At 67.0% G+C, this 25,388-nt stretch carries 28 protein-coding genes and 1 pseudogene; 13 read left to right on the forward strand and 16 right to left on the reverse strand.

Going from position 1 to position 25,388, the window contains the following annotated elements; genetic code table 11:
* Nucleotides 1-122 precede the first annotated feature (122 nt).
* Together OU996_RS18360 and OU996_RS18365 are read left to right on the forward strand one after the other, a co-directional pair.
* Nucleotides 123-1,136, forward strand: a complete 1,014-nt coding sequence (locus OU996_RS18360) for an AI-2E family transporter (RefSeq protein ID WP_267583034.1) — start codon at nt 123-125, stop codon at nt 1,134-1,136.
* A 14-nt stretch (nt 1,137-1,150) separates the two neighbouring features.
* On the forward strand, nt 1,151-2,701 hold the full coding sequence (locus OU996_RS18365) for an alpha/beta hydrolase (RefSeq protein WP_267583035.1): 1,551 nt from the start codon (nt 1,151-1,153) through the stop codon (nt 2,699-2,701).
* 78 nt (nt 2,702-2,779) lie between these two features.
* On the opposite strand, the gene OU996_RS18370 is transcribed toward OU996_RS18365, so the two are convergent.
* Nucleotides 2,780-3,001 (reverse strand): hypothetical protein, encoded by a 222-nt coding sequence (locus OU996_RS18370; RefSeq protein WP_267583036.1) that lies wholly within the window; start codon nt 2,999-3,001, stop codon nt 2,780-2,782.
* 300 nt (nt 3,002-3,301) lie between these two features.
* Here OU996_RS18370 and OU996_RS18375 point away from each other — a divergent pair, with 300 nt between their 5' ends.
* Nucleotides 3,302-4,594, forward strand: a complete 1,293-nt coding sequence (locus OU996_RS18375; RefSeq protein ID WP_420712650.1) for an alpha/beta hydrolase — start codon at nt 3,302-3,304, stop codon at nt 4,592-4,594.
* Nucleotides 4,595-4,645: 51 nt separating this feature from the next.
* On the opposite strand, the gene OU996_RS18380 is transcribed toward OU996_RS18375, so the two are convergent.
* The gene (locus tag OU996_RS18380; protein ID WP_267583037.1) at nt 4,646-5,002 is read right to left on the reverse strand and encodes a hypothetical protein; all 357 of its coding nucleotides are present in this window, start codon (nt 5,000-5,002) and stop codon (nt 4,646-4,648) included.
* A gap of 264 nt (nt 5,003-5,266) precedes the next feature.
* Between OU996_RS18380 and OU996_RS18385 the strand changes: the two genes are divergently transcribed.
* Both OU996_RS18385 and OU996_RS18390 read left to right on the forward strand, forming a co-directional pair.
* Nucleotides 5,267-6,130: a quinoprotein dehydrogenase-associated SoxYZ-like carrier gene (locus OU996_RS18385; protein ID WP_267583038.1), complete on the forward strand. Its 864-nt coding sequence runs from the start codon at nt 5,267-5,269 to the stop codon at nt 6,128-6,130.
* Between the two features lie 388 nt (nt 6,131-6,518).
* Nucleotides 6,519-8,204: an amidohydrolase gene (locus OU996_RS18390; protein ID WP_267583039.1), complete on the forward strand. Its 1,686-nt coding sequence runs from the start codon at nt 6,519-6,521 to the stop codon at nt 8,202-8,204.
* Between the two features lie 85 nt (nt 8,205-8,289).
* Here the strand turns inward: OU996_RS18390 and OU996_RS18395 are convergent, their stop codons facing one another.
* The 10 genes from OU996_RS18395 to OU996_RS18435 form a co-directional block, all read right to left on the reverse strand.
* Nucleotides 8,290-8,628, reverse strand: a complete 339-nt coding sequence (locus OU996_RS18395) for a hypothetical protein (protein WP_267585751.1) — start codon at nt 8,626-8,628, stop codon at nt 8,290-8,292.
* A 137-nt stretch (nt 8,629-8,765) separates the two neighbouring features.
* Nucleotides 8,766-9,431, reverse strand: coding sequence for a hypothetical protein (locus OU996_RS18400; protein WP_267583040.1), 666 nt, complete (start codon nt 9,429-9,431; stop codon nt 8,766-8,768).
* Between the two features lie 22 nt (nt 9,432-9,453).
* Nucleotides 9,454-10,587, reverse strand: a complete 1,134-nt coding sequence (gene pqqE, locus OU996_RS18405; RefSeq protein WP_420712775.1) for a pyrroloquinoline quinone biosynthesis protein PqqE — start codon at nt 10,585-10,587, stop codon at nt 9,454-9,456.
* Nucleotides 10,588-10,625: 38 nt separating this feature from the next.
* Nucleotides 10,626-10,937 carry a pyrroloquinoline quinone biosynthesis peptide chaperone PqqD gene (pqqD, locus tag OU996_RS18410; protein WP_267583042.1) on the reverse strand — a complete coding sequence of 104 codons (312 nt, stop codon included), beginning with the start codon at nt 10,935-10,937 and terminating at the stop codon, nt 10,626-10,628.
* A complete protein-coding gene (pqqC, locus tag OU996_RS18415; protein WP_267583043.1) occupies nt 10,937-11,671 on the reverse strand; it encodes a pyrroloquinoline-quinone synthase PqqC in 735 nt (244 codons plus the stop codon). The genes pqqD and pqqC overlap by 1 nt, the downstream gene beginning before the upstream one ends.
* Complete coding sequence (gene pqqB, locus OU996_RS18420; RefSeq protein WP_267585752.1) at nt 11,668-12,585, reverse strand: pyrroloquinoline quinone biosynthesis protein PqqB; 918 nt, start codon at nt 12,583-12,585, stop codon at nt 11,668-11,670. The genes pqqC and pqqB overlap by 4 nt, the downstream gene beginning before the upstream one ends.
* A gap of 56 nt (nt 12,586-12,641) precedes the next feature.
* Nucleotides 12,642-12,767 (reverse strand): pyrroloquinoline quinone precursor peptide PqqA, encoded by a 126-nt coding sequence (pqqA, locus tag OU996_RS21480; protein ID WP_420712776.1) that lies wholly within the window; start codon nt 12,765-12,767, stop codon nt 12,642-12,644.
* A gap of 133 nt (nt 12,768-12,900) precedes the next feature.
* Nucleotides 12,901-13,590: a response regulator transcription factor gene (locus OU996_RS18425; protein ID WP_267583044.1), complete on the reverse strand. Its 690-nt coding sequence runs from the start codon at nt 13,588-13,590 to the stop codon at nt 12,901-12,903.
* Complete coding sequence (locus OU996_RS18430; RefSeq protein ID WP_267583045.1) at nt 13,587-15,203, reverse strand: sensor histidine kinase; 1,617 nt, start codon at nt 15,201-15,203, stop codon at nt 13,587-13,589. The genes OU996_RS18425 and OU996_RS18430 overlap by 4 nt, the downstream gene beginning before the upstream one ends.
* A gap of 183 nt (nt 15,204-15,386) precedes the next feature.
* Complete coding sequence (locus OU996_RS18435; protein WP_267583046.1) at nt 15,387-15,596, reverse strand: hypothetical protein; 210 nt, start codon at nt 15,594-15,596, stop codon at nt 15,387-15,389.
* Nucleotides 15,597-15,992: 396 nt separating this feature from the next.
* Here OU996_RS18435 and OU996_RS21485 point away from each other — a divergent pair.
* Nucleotides 15,993-16,088: pseudogene (locus OU996_RS21485) on the forward strand (hypothetical protein); the annotation flags it as partial.
* Complete coding sequence (gene fae, locus OU996_RS18440) at nt 16,067-16,573, forward strand: formaldehyde-activating enzyme (protein WP_267583047.1); 507 nt, start codon at nt 16,067-16,069, stop codon at nt 16,571-16,573. The pseudogene OU996_RS21485 and the gene fae, both read left to right, overlap by 22 nt.
* A gap of 381 nt (nt 16,574-16,954) precedes the next feature.
* Here the strand turns inward: fae and OU996_RS18445 are convergent, their stop codons facing one another.
* The 4 genes from OU996_RS18445 to OU996_RS18460 are packed head-to-tail and all read right to left on the reverse strand — an operon-like array spanning nt 16,955 to nt 19,985.
* Nucleotides 16,955-17,692: an ABC transporter ATP-binding protein gene (locus tag OU996_RS18445; RefSeq protein ID WP_324290709.1), complete on the reverse strand. Its 738-nt coding sequence runs from the start codon at nt 17,690-17,692 to the stop codon at nt 16,955-16,957.
* Nucleotides 17,689-18,438: an ABC transporter permease gene (locus OU996_RS18450; RefSeq protein WP_267583049.1), complete on the reverse strand. Its 750-nt coding sequence runs from the start codon at nt 18,436-18,438 to the stop codon at nt 17,689-17,691. Before OU996_RS18450 ends, OU996_RS18445 begins: the two co-directional genes overlap by 4 nt.
* A 6-nt stretch (nt 18,439-18,444) precedes the next feature.
* The gene (locus tag OU996_RS18455; RefSeq protein ID WP_267583050.1) at nt 18,445-19,452 is read right to left on the reverse strand and encodes an ABC transporter substrate-binding protein; all 1,008 of its coding nucleotides are present in this window, start codon (nt 19,450-19,452) and stop codon (nt 18,445-18,447) included.
* Nucleotides 19,449-19,985 carry a DUF3280 domain-containing protein gene (locus tag OU996_RS18460; protein WP_267583051.1) on the reverse strand — a complete coding sequence of 179 codons (537 nt, stop codon included), beginning with the start codon at nt 19,983-19,985 and terminating at the stop codon, nt 19,449-19,451. The genes OU996_RS18455 and OU996_RS18460 overlap by 4 nt, the downstream gene beginning before the upstream one ends.
* Before the next feature lie 242 nt (nt 19,986-20,227).
* Here OU996_RS18460 and OU996_RS18465 point away from each other — a divergent pair, with 242 nt between their 5' ends.
* The 6 genes from OU996_RS18465 to OU996_RS18490 all read left to right on the forward strand — a co-directional run bounded on the left by OU996_RS18465 (nt 20,228) and on the right by OU996_RS18490 (nt 25,386).
* Nucleotides 20,228-21,463 (forward strand): ABC transporter substrate-binding protein, encoded by a 1,236-nt coding sequence (locus OU996_RS18465; protein ID WP_267583052.1) that lies wholly within the window; start codon nt 20,228-20,230, stop codon nt 21,461-21,463.
* A gap of 37 nt (nt 21,464-21,500) precedes the next feature.
* A complete protein-coding gene (locus OU996_RS18470) occupies nt 21,501-22,481 on the forward strand; it encodes a YVTN family beta-propeller repeat protein (protein WP_267583053.1) in 981 nt (326 codons plus the stop codon).
* A gap of 44 nt (nt 22,482-22,525) precedes the next feature.
* A complete protein-coding gene (locus tag OU996_RS18475; protein WP_267583054.1) occupies nt 22,526-22,963 on the forward strand; it encodes a copper-binding protein in 438 nt (145 codons plus the stop codon).
* Between the two features lie 82 nt (nt 22,964-23,045).
* The gene (locus tag OU996_RS18480) at nt 23,046-23,849 is read left to right on the forward strand and encodes an ABC transporter ATP-binding protein (RefSeq protein WP_267583055.1); all 804 of its coding nucleotides are present in this window, start codon (nt 23,046-23,048) and stop codon (nt 23,847-23,849) included.
* A complete protein-coding gene (locus OU996_RS18485; protein WP_267583056.1) occupies nt 23,846-24,688 on the forward strand; it encodes an ABC transporter permease in 843 nt (280 codons plus the stop codon). Before OU996_RS18480 ends, OU996_RS18485 begins: the two co-directional genes overlap by 4 nt.
* A gap of 47 nt (nt 24,689-24,735) precedes the next feature.
* Nucleotides 24,736-25,386, forward strand: a complete 651-nt coding sequence (locus OU996_RS18490) for a hypothetical protein (RefSeq protein ID WP_267583057.1) — start codon at nt 24,736-24,738, stop codon at nt 25,384-25,386.
* Nucleotides 25,387-25,388: the final 2 nt, after the last annotated feature.

A 25,388-nucleotide genomic window follows, 5' to 3' on the forward strand; every position in this document is an offset into this window, starting at 1 on the left:
GGCTCATCAAGGCGCGCGACCCCACTGGTTTGTGCGCAAGCTTTGTCGTTGGCGCCCGGCGCGATTATCCGGCACAGTGTCGAGGGCTGGGGAGTTGACGACGCGGCATGGTGGGACGGGGCTTGAGCGTATTGGTCGGGATCGCCTGCGCGATCCTGATCGCGGGAGCGGTCTATCTCGGTGGCGATCTCATCGCCCCGGTGGCCTTCGCCCTTTTCATCATGGCGCTGGTCTGGCCACTACAGGCGCGGCTTCAGGGCCACATGCCGCATTTGCTGGCGCTGTTCCTCACCCTCGGCGTGACGCTGATTGTGCTGGCCGGACTGTTCTCGCTGACGCTCTGGGGCTTCGGCAGGGCGGCGCAATGGCTGATCGCCAATGCCGGCCGCTTCCAGTCGCTCTATGCCGAGGCCGCCGGCTGGCTGGAAGGGCACGGGCTCATCATCGCCGGCAGCATCGTCGAGACCTTCAATGTCGGCTGGCTGATCCGCTTCCTGCAGAGCGTAGCCGCGCGGGTGAACGGCATGCTCGGCTTCGCGGTGGTGACCGGCATCTATGTCATGCTCGGCCTGCTGGAGGTCGATGTCATTGCCCGCAAGCTGGCGGCGGGCGAGGCCAGCGAGAACGGGCGGCGCCTGCTCGCCGCGACCTCCCAGACTGCGGCAAAGCTGCGCCGCTATATGGGCGTGCGCAGCGTGGTGAGCCTATGCACCGGCTTCGCCATCTGGGGCTTCGCCGCCTTGGCCGGGCTCGACCTGGCACTGGCCTGGGGCGTGATCGCCTTCGTGCTGAACTACATTCCCTTCATCGGTCCGCTGCTGGCGACGCTGATGCCGACGCTGTTCACCATGGCGCAGTTCGAATCCTGGCAGATGGCGGTGGCCGTCTTCGCCGGCATGAACGTCATCCAGTTCCTCTCCGGCAGCTATATCGAACCCCGCATCGCCGGGCGGGCGCTCGCGGTCTCGCCCTTCATCGTGCTGCTGGCGGTGTTCGCCGGGGCGTTCATGTGGGGACTGGCCGGCGCCTTTATCGGGGTGCCCATGGTGATCGCCGCCCTGACGCTGTGCGAGCAGTATGAGGGCAGCCGCTGGGTAGCGCGCCTGCTCTCCGGCGAGCCGCCCGCAACCACCTGACGGAGACCCGCTCCATGCTGCGCAAGCTGAGACTGATCCTGCGGCTGCTGGTCGTGGCGGTGGTGCTGGTGTTCGTTACCTTCATCGGCACCCGCATCTATTACGCGCAGAGCGGCGCGCCGCTGGAGCCCTGGCACACCTTCGTGCCGCATGAGCTGAGCGTCGCCGAGATGGATGGGGCGGACTGGGGCGCCTATCTCGCGGCGGAAGAGCGCGCCTTCACCGAAGTCGAGCGCGAGGTGGTGCAGAAGCTGCCCGACGATGAGCGGATCCCCTCCAACCGCTATTTCAGCGGCAGCGTCGTCTACCCGCCGCACCTCGCCCGCGACTGGAACCGCTCCTACACGCTCGACGCGGAGGGAACGCCGAAGGGGGCCGTGGTGCTGCTGCACGGACTCACCGATTCCCCCTACAGCCTGCGCCATATCGGCCGGCTCTATGCCGCCGCCGGTTTCGCAGTGGTCGCCCCTCGCCTGCCCGGCCATGGCACCGTGCCGGCAGGGCTGACCACGGTGGAGTGGGAAGACTGGCTCGCTGCCACGCGCCTTGCCGTGCGCGAGGCGCGCCGCCGCGCCGGCGACACCGGGCAGCTTCACATTGTCGGCTTCTCCAATGGCGGGGCGCTGGCGGTGAAATACGCGCTCGATGCGCTGGACGACCCCAAGCAGCCGCGCGTCGACCGGCTGATGCTGATCTCGCCGATGATCGGCATCACCGCCTTTGCCCGCTTTGCCGGGCTCGCCGGTCTGCCGGCGCTGCTGCCCGCCTTCGCCAAGGCGGCGTGGCTGGGCGTGATCCCGGAGTTCAACCCGTTCAAGTACAACTCCTTCCCGGTCAACGGCGCCCGGCAATCCTACCGGCTCACGGCGGCGTTGCAGGATTCCATCGCGCGGCGGGCGCAGGCGGGCAGGCTGGGCGATTTGCCGCCGGCGCTCACCTTCCAGTCAGTGATGGACTTCACCGTCTCGACGCGGGCCATCGTCAACGCCTTCTATGGCCTCCTGCCGGACAATGGCAGCGAGCTGGTGCTGTTCGACATCAACCGCGACACCAAGCTCGGCCCGCTGCTGCGCGCCACCACCTATGACGCGCTGACCCGCACCTTGCCGCCGGCGCCGCGCCGCTTCGAGAGCACCATCATCACCAATGTCGCCGGCAATGACGCGGTGGTGGAGCGTACGATGCCCGCCGGCGCCATGCAGGAGAACGAGCGCGCGCTGGGGCTGAGCTACCCGCGCGATGTCTATTCGCTCTCCCATGTCGCCCTGCCCTTCCCGCCAACGGACGGGCTCTATGGCTCGAACCCGGACCCGGCGGACAATCAGGGGCTGGAACTCGGCGCGATGGCGGTGCGCGGCGAGCGCGGGGCGCTGATCGTCAATCTGGACGCGCTGGTGCGCATGTCGTCGAACCCGTTCTACGACTATCTCGCCGCCCGCATCGCCGCCGATATCGGCGCGCCGCCGCCGGCCCGGACCACCGCGCCACCGGCGGGAGGCATGGCGAGCCCGGTGACGGACGAGGTGCCGCCCATCGAGCCGCCACCCGCCTCGCCGGCGCCGTGAGAAAGCGGCACAGCATCACGCATGAAAAAGGCCGCGTCCTCTCGGGCGCGGCCTTCTTGTTCCGGAAGCGTCGGGCGATCAGTTCGCGGTGGCGGCGCCGATGACCGCGCCGGTGCCGGCGCCGATCGCCGCGCCCACCGCCGCGCCCGTGCCGCCGCCCGCAATGCCGCCGATGACGGCACCCGCGCCGCCACCGATCAGCGCGCCCGTGCCGGCACGGCGCTCGGTGGTGGTGCAGCCGGCAACGGCGAGCGCCATAATGGAAAAGGCAGCGATCTTGACGGCAACCGACGTGGACATGCTCGAATCTCCTGCAGGACGTGCTTACCTTTCATAACGGTACCCACGTGCCCGGACAATCGAGTTCTGGCGGTCTCCTGCAAGGTCTTGCGGCATTATTTGGAATACCACGCGCCTCTGTTGTCGCCGTCGGCCGCGACGCCCCTGAACTACTTGGTTCACCCGGCCCTACTAGCCGCGAGCCGACGCGCTTGCGGGTTGAGGCGGAGTGCGTGAGGCTGTAACCGTAACGCATCGCCTCAGCGACGCCGGAAGAGCGCGCGGGGCGACAGGGACGGCAACAGGAAGCGTAACGCGCGTATGATGCGTCATTGGACGGAACAGGCGGGCCGGGGCAGGAGCGCCGGCGGCATCGCTCGCCGACCGCTGCGTGCGCCGCTCCTCGGAGTAGCGGCTGCGCTCGCCCTGATCCTCGGCGCCTGCGCCAGCCGCCCGGTCGGCGTGCTCAGCCCCATCGCCGACACCGCGCCCGACACCACGCGCGTCGAGATGCTGGTGGCAACCACCCGCGCGCCCTCGGCCGATCCCGGCATCCTGTTCACCGGCGAACGCGGCGAAAAGGTCGCGCTCACCGCCTTCACCGTGTCGATCCCGCCCGATGAACGGCGCACCATCGGCCAGGTGCAATGGCCGCGCCGCCTGCCGGCCAACCCCGCGACCGATTTCGCCACGCTGAATGTCGACCCTCTCGACGGGGTGAGCGCGGCGAAGACGTGGCTCGACAAGCATTTGCCGCCGAGCGGGCGGGTGCTGATCTTCGTCCACGGCTTCAACAACCGCTTCGAGGACGCGGTCTACCGCTTCGCCCAGATCACCCATGATTCCGGCTCGGATGTCGCCCCGGTGCTGTTCACCTGGCCGTCGCGGGCGCGGGTGTTCGACTATCTGTTCGACCGCGAGAGCACGATCTTCTCGCGCGACGCCTTCGAGGAGACGGTCTGGCAGGTCGCCCGCGATCCACGCGTGAAGGACGTGACCATCATGGCCCATTCCATGGGCGCCTGGCTCGCCATGGAAGGGCTGCGGCAGATGGCGATCCGTCGCGGCACGCTGCCGGCGAAGATCAGCAATGTCATCCTCGCCTCGCCCGATGTCGATGTGGACGTGTTCGCCACGCAATGGCGGGCGCTGGAGAGGCCCAAGGCGCGGTTCACCCTGTTCGTCTCGCGCGACGACCGGGCGCTGCAGGTCTCCAGCACCATCGCCGGCGGCATCGACCGGCTCGGCCTTATCAACGCGCAGGAGCGTTACGGCGAGCTGGAGAAATCCGGCATCGTGGTGATCGACCTGACTGCCATGCGCTCGGGCGACGCGCTCAACCATGGCCGCTTCGCCTCCTCGCCGGAGGTTGTTCAGATGATCGGCCAGCGGCTGGTGAACGGGCAGACGGTGACCGACTCCAATGTCAGCCTCGGCGAGCGCATCGGCGTCGCCGCCATGGGCGTGGGCGAGACCATCGGCGCTGCCGCCGGCCTCGCGGTCAGCGCGCCGATCGCCGTCATCGACCCGACGACGCGCGAGAATTACGGCGCGCAGGTGCAGGAGCTCGGCCGCTCCGTGCAGCAAACGGTGCGCGACCCCGGCGCCGACTGACGGCGGGGTCGCACGATATCTGCGTCGCGTGAAGGTGGTCGCCTCAGGCCTTTACCAGGCGCGGACCCAGCGGCCGGGTTCATAGACCCAGCGGCCGCGCCGCAGCACCCAGCGCGGACCGACGAAGTTGAAGCCGCGCCGTGCCTCGTCCCAATGGCCGGGAACCCACACCCAGCGGTGGCGTGCGGACCAGGTCCAGTGGCCGGGCACCCAGATATAACCACGGCGCGGCGCCGGACGGGGCTCGCGGCGCGGGGGCGGCGGCGGGCCAGGCGGCGTGGCGCCGGGCGGGGGGCTTCCGGGCGGAGGGGCGGGCTGGGCGTCGGCCTCTTGCATCAAGGCGAGGCCGAGGGGCGCGGTCAGGGCGGTGGCCAGAAAGCCCCGCAGGAGCGAGCGGCGCGAAATCATCAGGTCATCCTTCGGCGGAAGGCCGGGACGGGCCGGCCGGCTGAGTGACAGGACCGACAGCGACAGCCCGGCCGACGCGATGTCGGCGCGCCGTTGCGTCCCCGCCGTCATAATCGGCTTCGCCGGCCCCGTCTCCCCCGATTGTGTTACCGCAGCCGCGCACGCCGCTCGCGGCAATGTGCTGCCATTCCACGCCGGAAACGCGTATGATCCTGCCGCACCGCCGGACGGGAAACGATCCAGCGGGCATCCGGGAGGATCGCCATGCCCACGCCGCACGCTTTGCCGCGTTTTTCGCCGCTTGCTTTGCCTCGTCTTGTACCGCGCCTCGCGGTCATCGCCGCCCTGTCGCTTCTCGCAGTGACCGCCGCCCTCGCGCAGGAGCCGGGCGCGGACGCGACCTGGAAGGCGCTCAAGCCCGACGTGTTCGGCGAGCGCTCCATTGCGGAGGCGAGCCCGCTGGTGCGGCTCACCGCCCCCACCCGCGCCGAGGATGCGGCCATGGTGCCGATCGAGGCCGAGGTGATGCTGCCTGCGGGCGACACGCGCACGGTGAAGAAACTCACCCTCATCGTCGACGAGAACCCCGCACCGGTCGCGGCGACCTTCAGTTTCGGCGGCGAGCGGCATGATGTGACGCTCGGCACGCGGCTGCGGGTCAATTCCTACAGCTATGTGCGCGCCGTCGCCGAACTATCCGACGGCTCGCTGCATATGGGCGCCCGGTATGTGAAGGCCTCCGGCGGCTGCTCGGCACCGGCGATGAAGGATGAGGAGCAGGCGCTGAAAAATCTCGGCCAGATGAAGCTGCGCGTTGTGGATGATCGCCCGCTAGGTGACGCGACGCAGGCCAGCCGCGTGTCGCAGATCCAGTTGATGATCCGCCACCCCAACTATTCCGGGCTGCAGATTGACCAGATCACGCGCGGCTACATCCCCGCCAAGTTCGTCGACAATATCGAGGTACGGCAGGGCGAGGAGCTGGTGTTCTCCATGGTCGGCGGCATCTCTCTGAGCGAAGACCCGGCGATCCAGATTTCCTACGAGCCGAGCGGCAAGGAAATCGACGTGCGCGCCGGCGATACCGACGGACGCACCTTCGAGAGCGAGCTGAAGCCGGCAGGGTGAGATAGACGAACCCGGGGGAGGAAGCTCAGAGACCTCCCCCCGCGGTCGCAACATCTGACAGTACACGCGTCGCCGCGCGCCATAGGCGCGGGGCAGGCGCCATGTGCCATCCACATGCCGCCCGTTGATCCGCTCACACATATTTAGAACATATCGACATTCCGCGATCCTGATCGACACAAATTGGCCAGGGTGATAGCACCAATCATGTTGACAGAACGATCTACGCAAGCACGTTGCTCATGTTTACACTGAGTTACAATGAAAACTCCAAGGAAACATCATGTGCCGGGTCTGCGTCGGAACCCTCTTCACCAACAAGAGCCTTTACAGCGGCTGGCCGGCCGCGCGATCTGCTTGGCGCGAGGGGCCGTCGCGCCGGAGTTTCATGGCGTTCGCCGGCGCTGCGGCCGGCGTGGCAGGATTGGCCCTGCCTGGTGACCGGGCCGCCGCGCAGGCGACCGGGGGAGCCGACACGATCTTCCAGGGCGGCACGATCATTCCGCTCGGCGCCGCTGGCTCGGCATCCGTCGAGGCCCTGGCGATCAAGGGCGGCGAGATCGTTGCGGCCGGCTCCGCCGCCGACATCGCAGGGCTTAAGGGGGCCTCGACGACAATCGTCGATCTCGACGGGCGCACCCTCCTGCCCGGCTTCATCGATCCGCATCAGCATAGCTGCTTCGTGGCGCTGTTTTCCGAACTGCTCGCCGATGTCGGCTACACCAACTACCCCAAGCGCGCCGATATGATCGCCAGCCTCAAGGCGCTCGACGCGAAGCTGCCGGCCGGCGAATGGCTGCTCGCCTATGATTTCGACAACCTGCTGCAGGGTGGCGATCTGTCGATGGCCGAGCTCGACGGGGTGTCGAAGGATCGGCCCATCCTGGTCTGGTACATCAACATGCATGACGGCGCGGCCAATTCCGCCGCCTTCAAGATCGCCGGCATCACCGAGGATGTCGGCATGCTGCCGGGTGGCGGGCATTTCGGGCGCGGCGCCGACGGCAAGCTGAACGGTCTCATCTATGAAGAGAGCGCCATGCTGAAATTCGTCGCGCATGGCCTGCCCAAGATCACGCCGGCGATTTTCACCAAGGCGATGACCGACTATTTCAAGATGAGCGCCGCGCTCGGCAATACGGCGACGCATGAGCCCGGCACCATACAGCCGGACTGGATCGAGGGGCTGGTCAAGCTGACCGCCTCGGGAACCGGGCGCCTGAGCGCCAGCCTAATGTATGACGACATGGCGGCCGGCGATGCCTACAAAGCGCTCGGCCGCGGCGCCAAGGCGGCGCTGTTTCCTGATTCCCGCTTCTCGCTCTACGGCATCAAGATCGTCGGCGATGGCTCCAACCAGACCAAGACCGGCGCCCAGACGATCCCCTATCTCGGCGGCACCGATAAGGGCCAGCCCAACTATGCCCCGGACGAGCTGAAGACCATGGTGGCGGCCACCAGGGCGGCCGGCTGGCCCGTGCAGATCCACTGCAATGGCGACTTCACCATCGACAATGCGCTCGATGCCATCGAGGCCGGCTACGGGGCCAATCCGTCCACCGGCGTCAACCGGATCGAGCATTGCACCATGGCGAGGCCCGATCAGGTGGCGCGGATGAAGAAACTGGGCGTCGAGCCGAGCTTCCTGATGAACCACGTCTTTCTCTACGGCGCCGCCTATCGCGACCAGCTCTTCGGGCCGGAACGGACGGCGTTCATGGACCCGGCGGGCGCCTGCGTGACGGAGGGGTTGCCCTTCACACTGCACACCGATGCCCCCTGCTCGCCGCTGGGCACGCTGCGACTCGTCCAGACCGCGGTGACGCGGCACTGTGCGATCGACAATTCAGTGATCGGCCCCGACCAGAAAATCACCGTGCTGGACGCGCTGCGAGCGGTGACCTCGGCGGCGGCGGCGCAGATCGGTCAGGGCGACCGCCTCGGAACGCTGGAGGCCGGCAAACAAGCCGATATCGTCGTGCTGGAACAGGATCCGTTCAAGGTTGCGCCGGACGACATCATGAAGATCAAGGTCTCGCAGACCTGGGTCGGCGGCGAGAAGATCTTCGGTTGAAGCAGAGTTGCCCGGCACCTGCCAACCGGCAATGCCGGGGAAGCCCGTGCGGCAGGAGCGGAGCCTGCCGCAAGGACAAACGCCCTCAATAGAAGCAGGTCACTTCCGCCTCGGCCTGGGCGCGGCGCAGGTCGGCGACCATGTCGCGGAACATGCCGGTGGAGCGGAAGACCTCGGCCTGCTGGCCGGCGACCTGGCCGACGCTGAGGATGGTCTCGGCCTCCACATATTTGTCGTAGGGCAGGATGGTGGCGATGGTGTCGATGGAGCAGGAGCACTTCTCCAGCGCCTGCCGGCTCTGGCCGTTCGCGGCCATGCAGGCGAAGACATAGTCCGCGCGCGCCACGGTGGGGTAGTCGTTGACGAGGCCGGCGGTGGGCGCGGCGGGCGCCGGCTTGCTCACGCCGGCCGGCGTCGGCGCCATGCTGGCGGCGGCGGGATCGGCCGGGCTCGCGCTCTGCGCGGCGGCGGCGCTCATGCCGAGGGCGAGACTGAGAAGGGTGGCGGCGATGATGCGCATGGTTTCCTCCCGGCCGCGATTGGCGCGGCTCGTTATCCGGCTCATTTGGTCGGCGGGGTGGCGCCCGTCAGCGTCAGGCTGGTCTCGATGATGTTGCCGCCGCCTTCCTTGGCGGGCGTGACGACGCGGATCGAGTAGAGCCCGCCCGGCACGGCATCGGAGAACAGGAACTCGTAGCGGCGATTGGCCAGCTCGAGCATCTTGTCCTTGTTCGGGTCTTCCACGAAGGGGGTCATGATGAGCTTCCAGCCCTCGATGGTCTTTCCGTCGAAGGTGAAGCTCGCCGGCTCCACCGTCCCGGTGCCGAGATGGTCGCGCAGCCGGTTGCGCAGGTAGAACGGGCTGCCCTTGCTGAGCTGCGCCATCTCCTTCACGTCGCGTTCCAGCAGCACGAGCGAGATCGGGTTGCCGTTCATGGTGGGGAACGGGCCGGCCTCGCTCTCGCGGGCGCCGCGATGGATCTCGACGCTGGCGATGCGCTTGCTGGCGTCATCCGACGGCGCGGTCACCTCCATGTCGAGAGTTTCCTCGAAGCTCTCGCCGAGGTCCGCTTTCGTCGTGACGTGCTTGTAGACATAGTTCAGCGTAGTGCCCGGCGCGACGCGCATCAGATAGGGCGCCTCGAAGAACACCTGATTGCCGGTGGGCACGGCGCTGGCGGGGCTCGAGAGGAGAGCGGCGGCAAGGATGAAGGCAAGGCGCCGCATCGGCGTTACTCCCATGATTTTTCTAGTTATTGCGATCCGGCGTCATGTAGCGCCGGTAATCATATTCGGCCTCGCCCGTCGCAGCGTCGGTCTCGGCCAGCGCCAGCAGATGGGCGTGCAGCGGCGACTTGTGGCAGGCGGGATCGGTGGCGGCAGCGTCCCCGGCGATGGCCATCGCCTGACAGCGGCAGCCGCCCCAGTCGAGCTCCTTGCGCTCGCAGGTCTGGCACAGCTCCGGCATCCAGTCGGTGCCGCGAAACGCGTTGAAGGCGGGCGAATTCACCCACACATCGCTCAGCGAATGCTCGCGCACATTCCAAAAATCGAGGTTCGGAATGGTCTCGGCGGCGTGGCAGGGCAGAACGCGGCCCGAGGGCGTGACGTTGAGCGACTGACGGCCCCAACCATTCATGCAGGGCTTGGGATATTTGGCGTAATAGTCCGGCACCACCGCGTCGATGGTCAGCCGGCCCTTGAGCCGCACGCGCGCCTCTTCCACCACGTCGAGCGCCCAGAACACCTGATCGCGCGTCGGCATCAGCGCGCCGCGATTGCGCAGCGCCCAGCCATAATATTGCGAATGGGCGATCTCGATGCGCTTGGCGTCGAGCGCCAGCGCCAGCTCGATGAAGTCCGGGATCTGGTGGATATTGGCGCGATGTACCACCGAATTCACGGTAAGCGGCAGACCGAGCCGGCGCACTTCGCGCGCCACGGCGAGCTTGCGCTCATGCGCGCCGCGGAAGTTCGACACCTTGTCGGTCACCTCGGCCGTGGCGCCCTGGAAGGAGAGCTGCACATGGTCGATGCCGGCATCGGAAATCGCCTGAAGCCGCTCGGGCGTCACGCCCACGCCGGCGGTGATGAGGTTGGTGTAGAGGCCGACCTCCACGCAATGGCGGATCATCTGTTCGAGATCGCGCCGGGCGGTGGGTTCGCCGCCGGACAGATGCACCTGAAGCACCCCGAGCTTGGCGGCTTCCGAGAAGACGCGCAGCCAAGTCTCGGTGTCCAGCTCGACATTGCGGCGGTCGAGTTCGACCGGGTTCGAGCAATACGGGCATTGCAGCGGGCAGCGATGGGTCAGCTCGGCCAGCATGCCATAGGGAATGGGCGGTGCCGGGCGGGCGACCGGGGCGGGTGTCGCCTCGGCCACGAGTTCCTTCGCCTTGTCGACGAGATCGGTGATGACGTTCATGACGCGGCATCCCCGATGACGGCCGGGCGGACCTCGACCATGCCCTTCTCCGAGAGGCCGGCGAGGAAGGCATCGACATCGGTGGCGATGCGCGCGCGGTCCACCGCGAAGGCTTCGGCGAGTTCATCGACGATGCCGTCGATGGAGCGGGCGCCGTCGACCTTCTTGAGGATCTCCACCGCGACCGGATCCGGGGTCAGCACGCGCTCGGGCGCGAGCAGCACCCACTGGCCGCGCGCCTCGTCATGACGCAGGCGCACGCCGCGCGCGAGCTTGGGCACATCGGTCGCGGCGAAGGTGGCGGTCATCACGTCTCCTTGGGCACGAAGGCGCCGGGATAGGCCATTTTCGGCTCGACATAGGCGAAGTACAGGGCGTCGAGCTGCACCCAGAGCACGTCGCACTTGAATTCCAGCGCGCGGATGGCGGCTTCCTGCTGCTCGGGCGTGCGCGCATGGCGCTTCACATAATCGAGCGCGAAATCCGCATCGCGCGGCGCCTCGGTCAGGCGCTTGTCGAAATAGGCCAGCGTCTCCTTGGAGACGAAATCATAGTTCTTCAGCATCCCCGCGACACGCTCGCCGATGATGCCGGGCGAGAACATCTCCGTGAGCGAGGAGGCGATGGCCTCGAGCAGCGTCTTCTCACGCACGAAATGCACATAGGCATCCACCGCGAAGCGGGTGGCCGGCAGCAGGCCGCGCAGCGAGGTGACGTAGTCGCGGTCGAGGCCGACGCCGTCGGTAAGCTTCAGCCAGCGGGCGATGCCGCCCTCGCCTTCGTGATTGCCGTCATGGTCGATGATGCGCTGGCGCCAGGCGCGACGCAGCTCCGGCTCCTCCATGCGGGCGAGGATCGAGGAATCCTTCACCGGGATCATCGCCTGGTAGTAATAGCGGTTCAGCGCCCAGGCCTGCACCTGCCCGAAGCTCAGCTGGCCGTCATGCAGCAGCCGGTGGAAGGGGTGCAGATTATGGTAGCGCCGCTTGCCGACGTCGCGCAGCCGCGCCTCAAGCTCCTCGGGCGACATGAGGGTGGTCATAGGCGTATCTCCATCCCGTCCTGGGCAATTTCCCAGCCTGCCCGGTTGGCCGCGACACGCTCGGGCGAGCCGTCGATCAGCACCGGGTTTGTGTTGTTGATGTGAACATAGATGCGCCGGCCGATATCCAGCCCGGCCAGCGCGGCCATCGAGCCCTCATCACCCGACATGCTCATGTGACCCATGCGCTTGCCGGTCTTGGTGCCAACGCCGGCCTCGACCATCTCGTCATCGCGCCACAGCGTGCCGTCGAAGAACACGGCATCGGCGCCGGCGATACGGTCGCGCAGGGCATTGGTCATAATGGCGCAGCCGGGAATGTAGAGCGCGCGGCGCCCCCCGGCGGCGATCTCGACGCCGATGGTCTGCTCACCCATCACATCCGTCGCGAGGGTGCCCTTTTCCGCTGCCTCGCGCTGTTCGAGATACAGCGCAATCTTCCCCGGGACCGGGAAGATGGTGGCGGTGACGCCCTCGACCAGCTCAAACGAGGCCCCCAATTCGACATCGCGGCGGGAGACGACATCAGGGGCCAGAACATCGAAGGCGCTGCTGGCGCGCAGCACCTGATGGATGGCGGGCGTGGCGAAGAGCGTAAAGGGCTGGGCCTCGCGCAGGCTCAGCAGGCCGGCGACATGGTCGATGTCGCCATTGGTCAGAAGCACGGAGGCCACCGGCGATTGCCGGCGGCCTCCTCGCGGATGCAGTGCCGGCACAGCCTGAATCTGCGCCAGAATTTCTGGCGCGCAATTCACCAATGCCCACCGCTCGCCATCCGCACTGACCGCCAGGGACGACTGTGTCCGTCGGCGGACGCGGGGATCACCATCCCAAGCGAGGGTGCAAACCGGACATCGGCAGTTCCATTGGGGAAAGCCCCCGCCGGCTGCCGAGCCGAGGACAATGAGATGCAGGCGGGACGCGGTTGTGAGCATGTGACTGCCGTTTCCGCGCCGCCCGCGCCTCAGGCTCAGAAGTCAGCCGGGAAATAGGCGTTCACTTCCATGCCGACGCAGACTTCGACGATACGCGGAGTGGTCCAGGCCATTTCTTCCTCCTCGAGAGTTTGCTTCGCTTTACTTCCTAAGAAGTTCATAAGAAGCAAAGTTGATTTGCGGTATTATACCCGCAGCACTGATATTGGTGACTGTTTTCATCTTCGTCAAGCAAGCGGTAACGCAGCTGTGTAGGCACACAGTATACCACCATTTTGACAGTGAAACCTTGTCTCACGCGGCCACCGACTCAAACATGAAGCCGCGTCCGCGCACGGTCACGATCATCTGCCCGCCCTCGGGCGTCGCCTCCGCCAGCTTGTGCCGGAGATAGCCGACATAGACGTCGACCACGTTCAGCGACGCGCCGCCATGGCCCGCCCAGAGCGCGGCGAAAATGTCGGCGCGGGCGAGGGGCTCACCGGCATGACGCATCAGCAGCGCCAGCAGTTCCACCTCGCGTTCGGTGAGGCGAACCCGCGTGCCGCCGATCTGCGCCTGCCGTGTATCAAGATCGAGCGTGACCGCGCCGACGGTGAGCACGCGCTGCTCGCCCTCGCCATTGGAGCGGCGCAGCGCCTGCACCTTCACCCGCGCCAGCAATTCCTCGAAGGCGAAGGGCTTGATGATGTAATCATCGGCCCCGGCCAGCAGCCCCTCGGTGCGCTCGTTCACGCTGGAGCGGGCCGAGAGCATGATGATGGGCGCGGTCTGCCCGCCGGCGCGCAGAGCGCGGCACACATCGATGCCGGAACGGCCCGGCAGCATCACGTCCAGGATGATCGCCTCCAGCGACTTGCCGCTGGCCGCGCGCAGTGCCTGCTCGCCGTCGCCCACCAGCTCCACGGCGTAACTCTCCGAGGCGAAGCCGCGGCGCAGAAGCGAGCCGATATCGGGATCGTCCTCGACGATAAGAATGGTCATTGCGCCGCCTCCAGATTGATGTCGGGCACCCGGGCGGGCAGGCGCACGACCACGCAAGTGCCGCTCGGCCCATCTTCTCCGGTGCTGCTGTCGATGTCGATCCGGCCACCATGCCGATCCACGATCCATTTCGCCAAGGCGAGGCCGATGCCGAAGCCGGTGCCCTCGCGCCCCTCCCCCGCCCCGCGCCAGAACCGCTCGAACACATGCGGCAGTTCATGGGCGGGAATGCCGGTGCCGTGGTCGCGCACGCGGATCACCATGTCCTCGCCCTCCCGCGCCGCCTCCAACCGCACAAGTTGGCCGGGCGCGGAATGGCGAACGGCGTTGGCGACCAGCCCGTCAAGCGTCTGGCGCAGCCATTCGCGGTCCGCCTCCAGCGCGAGGTCGTCGCCCTCGCAGGCGACCTCGAGCGGCAGGCCGGCAGCACGGGCGACCGGCAGCATGCTCTCGCGCACATCCTCCAGCAGATCGGCCACGAGGAAGGGCCGGCGCTCCAGCTCGATCTGGCCGCTCTCGGAGCGGGCGATACGCAGCAGATCCTCCACCCGCCGGTGCAGCCGGCGGGCGCGGTTCTGGATGACGAGAAGCGCGGCGCGCAGATCCTCCTCGCTCGGCCGCCCGCCGCGCAGCGTCACCTCCGCCTCGCCGAGAATGACGGTGAGCGGCGTGCGCAGCTCATGGCTCACATCGGTGAAGAAGCGTCGGCGCGCGAGATCGATGGTTTCCAGCCGGGCATTGGCGGCGCGCAGTTCGGCGGTGCGGGCATCAACGATCTCCTGCAAACGGCGCTGGTCAGAGATCAGCCGCCCCTCGCGGCGGGCGAGCTGCGCGGCCATACGGTTGAAGCGCGCCATGGCGAGGCTCAGCTCGTCATGGCCGGTGACGGTGAGGCGGGTATCGGAGCGCCCCTGCGCGATCGCCGCGGCGGCGGTGGCGACATCGGCGACGCGCTGCACCAGCGAGGAGCCGACCGTGTGATAGACCACGATGGCGACGACGAAGGCGAACACCACGCCGGCGAGACCCCAACGTATGGCCCGCTCGCGCAGCTCCTGCACCGCGAGCTGGGCGGCACGGGCATCGGTGCGCTCCTCTTCCATCGCCTGGCTCAGCGGCGCGCCGAAACCGGCGGCGAACACATCGAGCGCCACGCGCACGGCCATCGGGGCGTCCGGGCTGGCAAGCGCGGCGGTGATCTGCCGGTCCATGACATCGAACTGCGCATGGAGACGGGCGACGGTGCGGCTGCGCGCCGCCATCAGCGTGCGCTGCTCCTCGTCGCCATAGCGCATGACATCGTCGGCCAAAGCAGACTCGAAGCGCTGAAACGCGGCGAAGGTAGCCGTGCGTGACGTCTGCAGCGCCTCCTCGCCGCGCGGGCCAGGCTGCTGCGCTGCCTGGAGCGAGATCAGCGCGTAATCACCGATGCGGCCGGAAATAGAGGAGAGCAGCTCCAGACGATTCTGCGCAGAGACCAGACGGTCGAGCTGGGTGTTGGCGGTGCCGAGCGCAGCGACCAGCAGCAGGGCTGACGCCGCCGTGACCAGCACGGCAACCGCAAGCAGCAGCGCCATGCGCGTGCGCAGCGACGAAAACAGAACCCGCCCCATGCCTCTTCCCGATGCCCCGCCCGCGCATCAGCGCCGGCCGACGCGGCCACACGCCGCAAGGGAATGATTCCACGGACGCAACGCCGGCGCACGCTGCGACGCAGCAGAGCGCGGCGGCTTTTTCTGGGTAGCGGGATCACGGGCCGGGGCGGCGCCTCGGCGGGCGTAGGGCTTCAGGGCGCGTCAGATGTCGCGACCGATTGAACCGGGGCGCGCGCAACGCCACTTCAGCACCTTCCACTTCGGATGGGTGCCGCTCCACTCGGCAATGGTGGGCATCGCGCTCATCAGGCACTGGGTCGGCATGCCGGTGGCTTCCATGCTCACCGACAGCGCCTCTTCCCGGCAGGTGCCGGGGCTGGCGATCAGGCAGATAGACAGGATCAGTTCCATGCAGCGGTCCTCTGGCGTGAGACACGGATCCCGGGCGCTTCCTTTCTGTCCGGAATATTCTCGATCACGCTTCCGGCCTTGCTGCATCGCAGCAATTGTCAGGCCAGTTTAGCTTGCGGAGCTTCTACGCGGCAACTGATGGATGAGTTCAGCGCGCGCTCGCCAAAACTTTGAGCGTGACACCGCCGCGCATGCCCACGGCTTCGGCATGCCGCGAAGTTCCGCATGAGCCGGCGCAGGGCTGCGCCATTCGTCGCGCCCCTCGGGAAAGGGCTCGGCGCGCGTCGAATAGGCGGAAGAAGCCCTTGCGGACTAAGGCGAAGCAAGCCTAGTCTCTGCCCCGTAACGTGTCTGGTCGTGCTATCGGGCCAACCGGTTTGGTGACCCAAACGCTGCAACAAAGATAGCCGGGACATTGATGGAGGGGACACCCGCCCCTCATTCATGAAACCCTGTCTGGGAGGAAGTACATGGCCAAAATCAACAAGGTGATGATCGGTGAATCGCTTGTCGGCGACGGCAACGAAGTCGCTCACATCGACCTGATCATCGGACCGCGCGGCAGCGCGGCGGAAAGCGCGTTTCTCAACGCCCTGACCAACAACAAGGACGGCTTCACCTCGCTGCTCGCGGTGGTAACGCCGAACCTGCTCGCCAAGCCCAACACGATCCTGTTCAACAAGGTCACCATCAAGGACGCCCGTCAGGCCGTCCAGATGTTCGGACCGGCGCAGTACGGCGTCGCCAAGGCGGTCGTGGACAGCGTCGCCGAGGGCGTGATCCCGGAAGAAGAGGCCGACGACCTGTACATTTCGGTCGGCGTGTTCATCCACTGGGAAGCGGCGGACGACGCCAAGATCCAGCAGTTCAACTACGAGGCCACCAAGCAGGCTCTCAAGCGCGCCGTTGACGGCTCGCCGACGGTCAAGGAAGTGCTGGCTCAGGCCGGCACCGCCAAGCACCCCTTCGCCGCTTAGATCGGAAGCAACCCTGGGCAGACAACACCACCGCCCGCGGCCCAGAAATATCCGAAGGGCCTGCTCCAGCGGTTGGCGGCGATCTTTCTCGACAAGTGACGGCGGTTCGCCGGCGTCACTTGCGCGCAGGTGATGGCGGGCAGCCCGCCTTCACCGAAACGCCGACTTCCCCCAAAGCCCGGAGCTCACGCTCCGGGCTTTTTCACTTTACGCGCAAGGATTGGCCCGGAGCTCACGCTCCAGGCTTTCCACTTTACGCGTAGGGATTTGGCCCGGTGCTCACGCTCCAGGCTTTTCACTTTACGCGTAGGGATTTGGCCCGGTGCTCACACTCCGGTTTTTTTCACTTTAGGGGCACGAGTTTGGTCCGGCACGCGGGCGCTAGCTGCGCGGTGTCACCGGTTCGGGGCGCGGAATGATGCCGGTGCGGGCGAGGAAGGCGTCGGCCAGCACCGGCGAGGCACGCTCACGCGGCGACAGGTCGACCTTCACGTCGCGCGCCAGCGTCACCGGATTGCCGGCCAGCACCACGATACGGCTCGCCAGCGCCGCCGCCTCGCGCGGGTCATGAGTGACGAAAAGCACCGTCGCCGGGCGCCGGGCCAGCAGCCGGCGCAGCAATTCGCGCAGCTTCTCCGCACCCGCCTGGTCGAGCGAGACGAAGGGCTCGTCCATCAGCAGCACGTCCGGCTCCACCGCGAAGGCCCGCGCCAGCGCGACGCGACGCTGCTGGCCGAGCGAGAGGCGATCGGGATAGGCGCCCGCGAGATCGCTGATGCCGACCTCCTCCAGCATGGCGCGCGCCCTCCCCGTGCCCTCGCGTCCCAGCGGCAGGGTGACGTTCTCCAGCACCGTCCGCCACGGTAAGAGGCGCGGGCTCTGGAAGGCATAGGCAAGGCGCGGTGCTTGCCCGGCAAAGCGCACCGCGCCGCGATAATCGCCATCGAGCCCGGCGACGATGTTGAGCAGCGTGGTCTTGCCCAGCCCCGACGGACCGAGCAGCACGAGGAACTCGCCCACACTCACATCAAGTCGGAAATCGCAAAAAATCTCCCGAGCCGGCGCCCCTCCCTGTGCGGGAAACCGCTTCTCGGCGATCTCGATCTGAAGCGCGCTCATCGCCGCCATCCATTGGCCCAGCGCTCCCAGGGCTGGAACAGCCCCATCTCGATGAGCTGCACTACCGCCGTGAAGGCGAGCGCATAGGCGAGCACCGTCGCCACATCGAACATCTGGAAGGCCGTCTGCAGCTCGAAGCCGACGCCATTCGAGCGGCCGAGCAACTCGACAACCAGCACGATCTTCCAGGTGAGCGCGAGGCCTGAGCGGGCGCTGGCGGTGAAGAACGGCACGAGTTGCGGCAGGGTGACATGGCGCAGCGTGCGCCAGCGCGAGAGGCGATAGACGCGCGCCATCTCGTCGAGATCGCGCGACAGAGCGGCGGCGCCCTCGCGCATGGTCACGGCAACATTTGGGATTTTGTTGATCGATACGGCGGTGATCGCCGCCGCTTCGGTGAGGCCGAACCAGACATAGCAGAGGATGATGATGACCAGCGCCGGCAGGTTCAGCAGCACGATGATCCAGGGCCCGAATAATTCGTTCAGCCGCGGCGAGCGGCCGAGCGCGATGCCGATGGCCGAGCCGAACGCCATGGCGATGAGGAAGGCGGCGGCCACCCGCGCCAGTGTGATCGCAATATTGCGCTGAAGCGCGCCGGTCTCCGCCGTCCGCTCCAGCGCCGCCAGCACGGCGGCGGGGCCCGGCAGCAGCGGCGAAGACGCCCAGAGCGCCGCGCCGTACCAGACAAGCAGCAATGCCGCGAGCGACGCCGCCGTCATGCCGAGACGCGACACGGTGGACACGCGTGCCTACTCCCCGATCGGCGCGAAGAGCGCGCGCTCGAAGCGTGGATTCTGCCCGACGAGTTCGGGCCCGCCGAGTTGGGCGAGCACGCCGAACAGCCTCTCGCAGGAGGCGCGCTCAGCCTCGCCGAAGCTGCCGGGAATGCCGGCGCGGTAATAGTCGCGCAGCCGGCTGAACTCGGCATCATCCGCCGCCTGCATGACCGGGCGGATGCGGGTCCAGGCATCATCCGAGGTCGCCAGCACCTTGTTGGCCGCCGCCGCCGCGCGCAGGAAGGCGGCAAGGGTCGCGCCCTTCTCGCCCATGATGGCGGTCCGCCAAACATAGCCGACAAGCGGCGGCGCCGGGTCGATGCCGAGGCCGGTGACGACCTCCTTCATGTCGAGCATCCGCCGAAAGCCGCGCGCGTCGAGCCGGGCGGCATAGGGCCAGAAGGTGAGCACGGCGTCGACCCGGCCGAGCGCGAGCTGCTCGCTGACCAGTGGCGGTGCGCCATAAACCGGTTCGCAGAGGTCGATGAGGTCGCGGCCGAGCTTCGCCTTGGCATAGGCGCGCAGCAGCAGCCAGCTCTTGTCCACCGCCCCACCGGCGACGCCGAGCTTGCGGCCCTTCAAATCCGCCAATGTCTTCACCGGCCCGTCCGGCGCCACCATCAGCGCGCCGAGCGCGGTGGAGAACGGCGCGAAGCGCATCGCCTCGCCATCATTCAGCCGGCGCATAGCCCACAGCCAGTCGCTGACGATGAGATCAATATCCCCCGCCTGCAGCGCGACCGTTGTCGCCTGCCCGCCGGCGAAATCGACGCTCTCCAGCGCGAAGCCCTCGCGCCTGTCGAGCTTTTCGGCGCGGACCGTGTCCAGCAGCCAGTTGAGCGTGCCGAATTTCAGCGTGCCGACCCGCAGCTTCGGCAGGGGCACCTGCGCGAGGGCCGAGGTGGCGAGCGGGGCGAGCCCAATCGAAAGCGTGGCGGCGGCGAGCAGCGTCCGGCGGGAGACGCCGGCAGGGGGAATCATGGAGCGGCCTTTCCGGTCATCGGCGGGTCGAGCAGGCGGTTGCGCACCAGATACGAGATTCCCCGGCCCCAGGACTCATCCGTGTTGTTGCGAATGTCGGCGCTGCCGGCGCGCAGCACGGCGCCGGTCGCGACATCGCGCACCTGGAAGTTGATGTTGAGGATGAGGTTGGAGACCTTCTGCACGAGGCCGATCACCTCGATGTCGGCGCCGAGATCGCGGGCGATCTGCAGCTCGCAGCTGTTGCAGTTGCGCAGCGGCTGGGCCTCGGTGATCTGCGCCTGTTGCGGGCTGAGGTCGAGCACCTCATAGCCGGCCTTGGCGAGGCGCTCGCGCACATCGGCGGTGATCAGGGCGAGGCGCCGCACCTCCTCGGGCTTCGGCCCCCGCAGGTCGAACTCGCCGCTGGTGTCAAGCAGCTCGAAATCGAACACCGCCACGCGGGTGGCCGCCTCGCTGACGCCGACGAGTCCCAGCATCATCAATCCGGCCAGCGCCAGCCGGTGTATCCTGGCCCGTCCACGAACGTTCATCCTGTCGCCTCCCGGTGGCGGTTTTGCCGGGATCATACTCTCTGGAAACTTCCCCGCAACCATCCGGGAAAAAGTTCCCGATTTTAATACATCATGTATAGTTGCATCACGAAGAAGATACCGAATTCTTATTATATTCTTATATAATCTAATATGTTGAATACTTATGCGCATCTGCTTAGACTTTTACCTGACGGCATAGAAAAGTTCCGAGAACATCACGCCGTGGGATGGAAACGCCAATGAACCCGAGGGCCCGCGCCGCCGCCACGGCGCTTGTCATCTTCGGCTGCGCCGTGCTGCCGGCTGCCGCCCAGAATGCCGCTCCGTCCGCCAGCCCACCGCTGGCGGCAAAGCCTGCCGCGACGATCGCGCCCGAGCAGACCTTCCGCATCGGGGTGATCCGCCAGCTTCCCGTGCCGCCGCCGTGGATCGCTCCGCTGCAGATGCCGCCGGACAATCTCGGCATTGCCGGCGCGGAGCTCGGTATCAAGGACAATCTGACCAGCGGGCGTTTCCTCAAGCTCGACTACAAGCTCACCACCGAGATCGTGCCGACCGATGGCGATCCACTGCCCGCCGCGCAGAAGCTGGTGGCGGACGGCAGTAATTTCCTGCTGCTCGACGTGCCCGCCGACCAGCTCTTGCGCATCGCCGACGCGCTGAAGGACAGCAAGGCTCTCCTTATCAATGTCGGTGCCACCGATGACCGCCTGCGCCAGCAGGATTGCCGGGCCAATGTGTTCCACATCGCACCCAGCCGGGCGATGCTGACGGATGCGCTGGCGCAGTTCCTGATCACCAAGCAGTGGCGTAACTGGTTCCTGATGACCGGGCGCACCGAGGGCGACCGGCTCTATGCCGAGGCCATGCGCCGCTCCGCCAAGAAGTTCGGCGGCAAGATCGTCGCCGAGAAGACCTGGGATTACGGCCCGGATGCCCGCGCCACCGCGCAATCGGAAGTGCCGCGCGGCACGCAGGTTGGCGAGTACGACATGCTGATCGTCGCCGATGAACTCGGCGAGTTCGGCGACATCCTCCCCTACAACACCTGGCTCTCGCGCCCGGTCGCCGGCACCCAGGGGCTGATGCCGCTCTCCTGGCACCCGACCATGGAGAACTGGGGCGCCTCGCAGTTGCAGAGCCGCTTCTTCAAGCTGTCCAACCGCCTGATGCAGCCGCTCGATTTCCAGATGTGGGAAGGTGTCTTCTCCGTCGGCTCGGCCAGCCTGAAGACGCGCTCCAGCGACCCGGACAAGGTGCGCGCGCAACTGCTCTCGCCCGATTACGACCTGCCGGTGTTCAAGGGTGTGGCGGCGAGCTTCCGCGACTGGGACCACCAGCTTCGCCAGCCCATCCTGCTCACCCACGCCACCAACACGGTGACCCTGTCGCCGCAAGCCGGGTTCCTGCACCAGTCCTCGCCGCTCGACACGCTCGGCTTCGACCGCCCAGAGAGCACCTGCAAATTCAACTAGATCAACGATTTAGAACAAAAACCGCCTGGAGGAACCGATGAAACGCCACCTGATGCTTTCCGCCGGCCTTGCGCTCGCGGGAATCCTGATGGCCGATGCCGTCCCGGCCCTCGCCGAGCGCGCCTTCATTTCCAATGAGCGCGATCACACCATGACCGTCCTCGACATGAAGACGCTCAAGGTGATCGAGACGGTGAAAACCGGCCGCCGCCCGCGTGGCATCACGGCTAGCCCGGACGGCAAGCTGATTTATGTCTGCGCCTCCGACGACAACCGCGTCGAGGTCTATGACGCGCAGACGCTGAAGCTGGTGAAGACGCTGCGCTCGGGCCCCGACCCGGAGCTGTTCGTGCTCCATCCCTCGGGCAACCCGCTCTACATCGCCAACGAAGACGACAACATGGTCACGGTGGTGAATGTCGAGAATAACGAGCTGATCGCCGAAATCCCGGTCGGCGTCGAGCCGGAAGGCATGGGCATCAGCCCCGACGGCAAGTACATGGTCAACACCTCCGAGACCACCAACATGGCGCATGTGGTGGACACGGCGACCAATGAGATCATCGAGAACATTCTCGTCGACTCCCGTCCGCGCATCGCCGAATTCTCGGCGGATGGCAAGCAGCTCTGGGTGTCCTCGGAGGTCGGCGGCACGGTGTCGGTGATCGACCCGGCGACCTGGAAGATCGTCAAGAAGATCTCCTTCAAGATTCCCGGCGTGAGCAATGACGCCATCCAGCCGGTCGGCGTGCGCCTGACCAAGGACGGCGCCAAGGCCTTCATCGCCCTCGGCCCGGCCAACCGCGTCGCGGTGGTCAACGCCAAGACGCTCGAGGTGGAAAAGTATCTCCTCGTCGGCCAGCGCGTCTGGCAGCTCGGCTTCACGCCGGACCAGAAATTCCTGATCTCGACCAACGGCAATTCCAACGACGTCTCGATCATCGACGTCGCCGCCGAGAAGGTCACCAAATCCGTGACGACGGGCCGCGCTCCCTGGGGCGTGGTCGTGGTGCCGTAGGGCGCCGTCAACTCAACAATAGCAACAGGTTCGGAGGATTCCCCATGAAGCTGCCCCTCGCCGCCGCCCTCGCGGCCACCCTCGCCGCCCCGCTGGCCTTTGCCGGTGCTGCCTACGCCAAGGGCGACCTTACCCTCAAGCCGATCGAGCTTCCCGGCCTCAAGCTGGGTCTCGGCGATGCCGGCTACGGCGTATCGCAGAAGACCTATGAGCTGGAGACCGGCAAGTCCTATCAGCTGGAGGTTTCCTCCACCGGCAAGAAGGAATGCGCCTGGCAGTCGCCCGGCCTGTTCCAGTCCATCTTCCTGCGCAAGGTCGAGGCCGGCGACATGGAGATCAAGGCAATGACCCTCACCGAACTGGAGTTCGAGGAAGAGGGCGAGGCCGAGATTTTCTTCGTGCCCATCAAGCCCGGCACCTTCGCCTGGTACTGCAAGGGCATGGAAGAGCGCGGCATGAAGGGCGAATTCATCGTGAAATGACGCGGCTGCGCGCTACTCTCTCCTCGTGAAAACTCATCCCCGGCCCCGGCCGGGGATTTCCTTCTTCCGACCGGACGATGCCATGACGGGCGCTCCCCCTTCCGCCCTGCCGACGCCGGAGCTGCCACCCTCGCCGGCTGCGCGCGTGCCGGCTCTTGCCGTGCATCACGTCACTCACACCTTCGGCGCGCGCAAAGCGCTGGATGATGTGAGCCTCACCGTACCCGCCGGCTGCTTCACCGCCCTGCTCGGCCCCAATGGCGCGGGCAAGACCACACTGTTTTCGCTCATCACCCGGCTCTACGACAACCGCTCCGGCCGCATCGATGTGCTTGGCCATGATGTGCGCCGCACGCCGGCGGCGGCGTTGAGCAAGCTCGGCGTGGTGTTCCAGGCGCGCACGCTCGATCTCGAACTCACCGTGGTGCAGAATCTCCTCTACCACGCGACGCTGCACGGCATGGGATTCGCCGCTGGCCGGCGCCGCGCGCTGGAGGTGCTCGCGCAGGCGGGCCTTGCCGAGCGCGCCGGCGACAAGGTGCGCCGCCTCTCGGGCGGGCAGATGCGCCGCGTCGAGATCGCCCGCGCGCTGATGCACCGCCCGAGCCTGCTGCTGCTCGACGAGCCGACCGTCGGCCTCGACATCGCCTCGCGCGCCGCGCTGGTGGCGCAGGTCCGCGCGCTGGTCGCGCAGGAGGGCATCGGCGTGCTCTGGGCGACCCACATCATCGAGGAAATCGCTGCCACTGACCGCATCGTCGTGCTGCATCGCGGCCGCATCCGCGCCGAGGGCGCCCATGACGACGTGCTGGCGCAGACCGGCACATCCGACATTTCCGACGCCTTCCTCAAGCTGGTGGGCGACGGGCCGGGAGGGCCGGCATGAGCGACGCGCCGCCCCGCTTCCGCCTGCCGCTCGCCGGCTACCTCGTCTGCATGGCCGGCATCTGCTGGCGCGAGGGGCTGCGCTTCCTCAACCAGCGCGGCCGCTTCCTCTCGGCGCTGGTGCGCCCGCTGGTGTGGCTGTTCATCTTCGCCGCCGGTTTCCGCTCGGTGCTCGGCGTCTCGATCATCCCGCCCTATGAGACCTATGTGCTCTACGAGGTCTATGTGACGCCGGGGCTGGTCGCGATGATCCAGCTGTTCAACGGCCTGCAATCCTCGCTCTCCATGGTCTATGACCGCGAGGTCGGCGCCATGCGCATCCTGCTGGTGAGCCCCTATCCGCGCTGGTTCCTGCTGGTGTCCAAGCTGGTCGCGGGCATCTGCGTGTCGCTGCTGCAGGTCTATGCCTTCCTGCTGGTCGCCTGGTTCTGGGAAGTCGAGCTGCCGCCCATCGGCTATGTCGCGGTGATCCCGGCGCTGCTGCTCTCCGGGCTGATGCTCGGCGCCATGGGACTGCTGATGTCCTCGGTCTTCCGGCAGATGGAGAACTTCGCCAGCGTGATGAACTTCGTGATCTTCCCGATGTTCTTCGCCTCCTCCGCGCTCTACCCGCTGTGGCGGGTGCAGGAGAGCAGCCTCGTGCTGTGGTGGATCTGCACGCTCAACCCCTTCACCTATGCGGTGGAGCTGATCCGCTTCGCGCTCTACGGCCAGTTCGCCCCACTCGCGGCGCTGGTTGTCGCCGGTTGCGCGGTTGTGTTCCTCGCCGCCTCGATCCTCGCTTATGATCCTTCCGCTGGCGTCATGGCCCGCCGCGGCGGGCCCGACGACGCCAAATGAGCCGCGCTCAAGACGCGGCCGATAACGAGAAGCCCGGAGGAACCAATATGCCGATCACCACCCCACGCTTCGCCCGAACGCTGCCGCTGGCACGCCGCCTTGCGATGACCGCCGCCCTTGTGGGCGGGCTGAGCGCCGCCCCGGCGCTCGCCGCCTCCCCCACCGGCCTGTGGCCCTGCATCCAGCCGCGTGTCGCCAGCCTGGCCGCGGCGCAGATGTGGGCCGGCCCACCGCTGGACGGGCTCGACTGGCGCACGGATGCCAAGGTTTCCGAGCTGGTGCCAGTGCTTGCCGCCCGCCGCACGCCGCTCGAGCAGGCCGGCACGCTGATCGAGGACTTCGCCAAGACCGCCGGACCGGATAAGAACCAGCGCCTGACGCTGCTATTCGCCGGGGTATTCGACCAGATCAACGGCCTGCGCAGCCGCATCCTCACCGGCATCGAGCGCTACGCCAAGCATCAGGTCGACCTGTCGCAGCGCATCAAGGATGAGAGCCTCGCCCTTGCCAAGGCGAAGAAGGCGGCCGCGACCGACGACGACAAGGCCAAGACGGTCGAGCTGGAAAAGCAGGTGCTGTGGGACACACGCATCTACGATACCCGCGCCCAGGCCGTCACCGCCGTCTGCGAAAGCCCGGTAATCCTCGAACAGCGCGCCTTCTCCCTCGCGCGCTCAATCCAGAACGCGATGGAGTGAGG

Origin of the sequence: Ancylobacter sp. SL191, from assembly GCF_026625645.1 — a bacterium.
GTDB lineage: Bacteria > Pseudomonadota > Alphaproteobacteria > Rhizobiales > Xanthobacteraceae > Ancylobacter.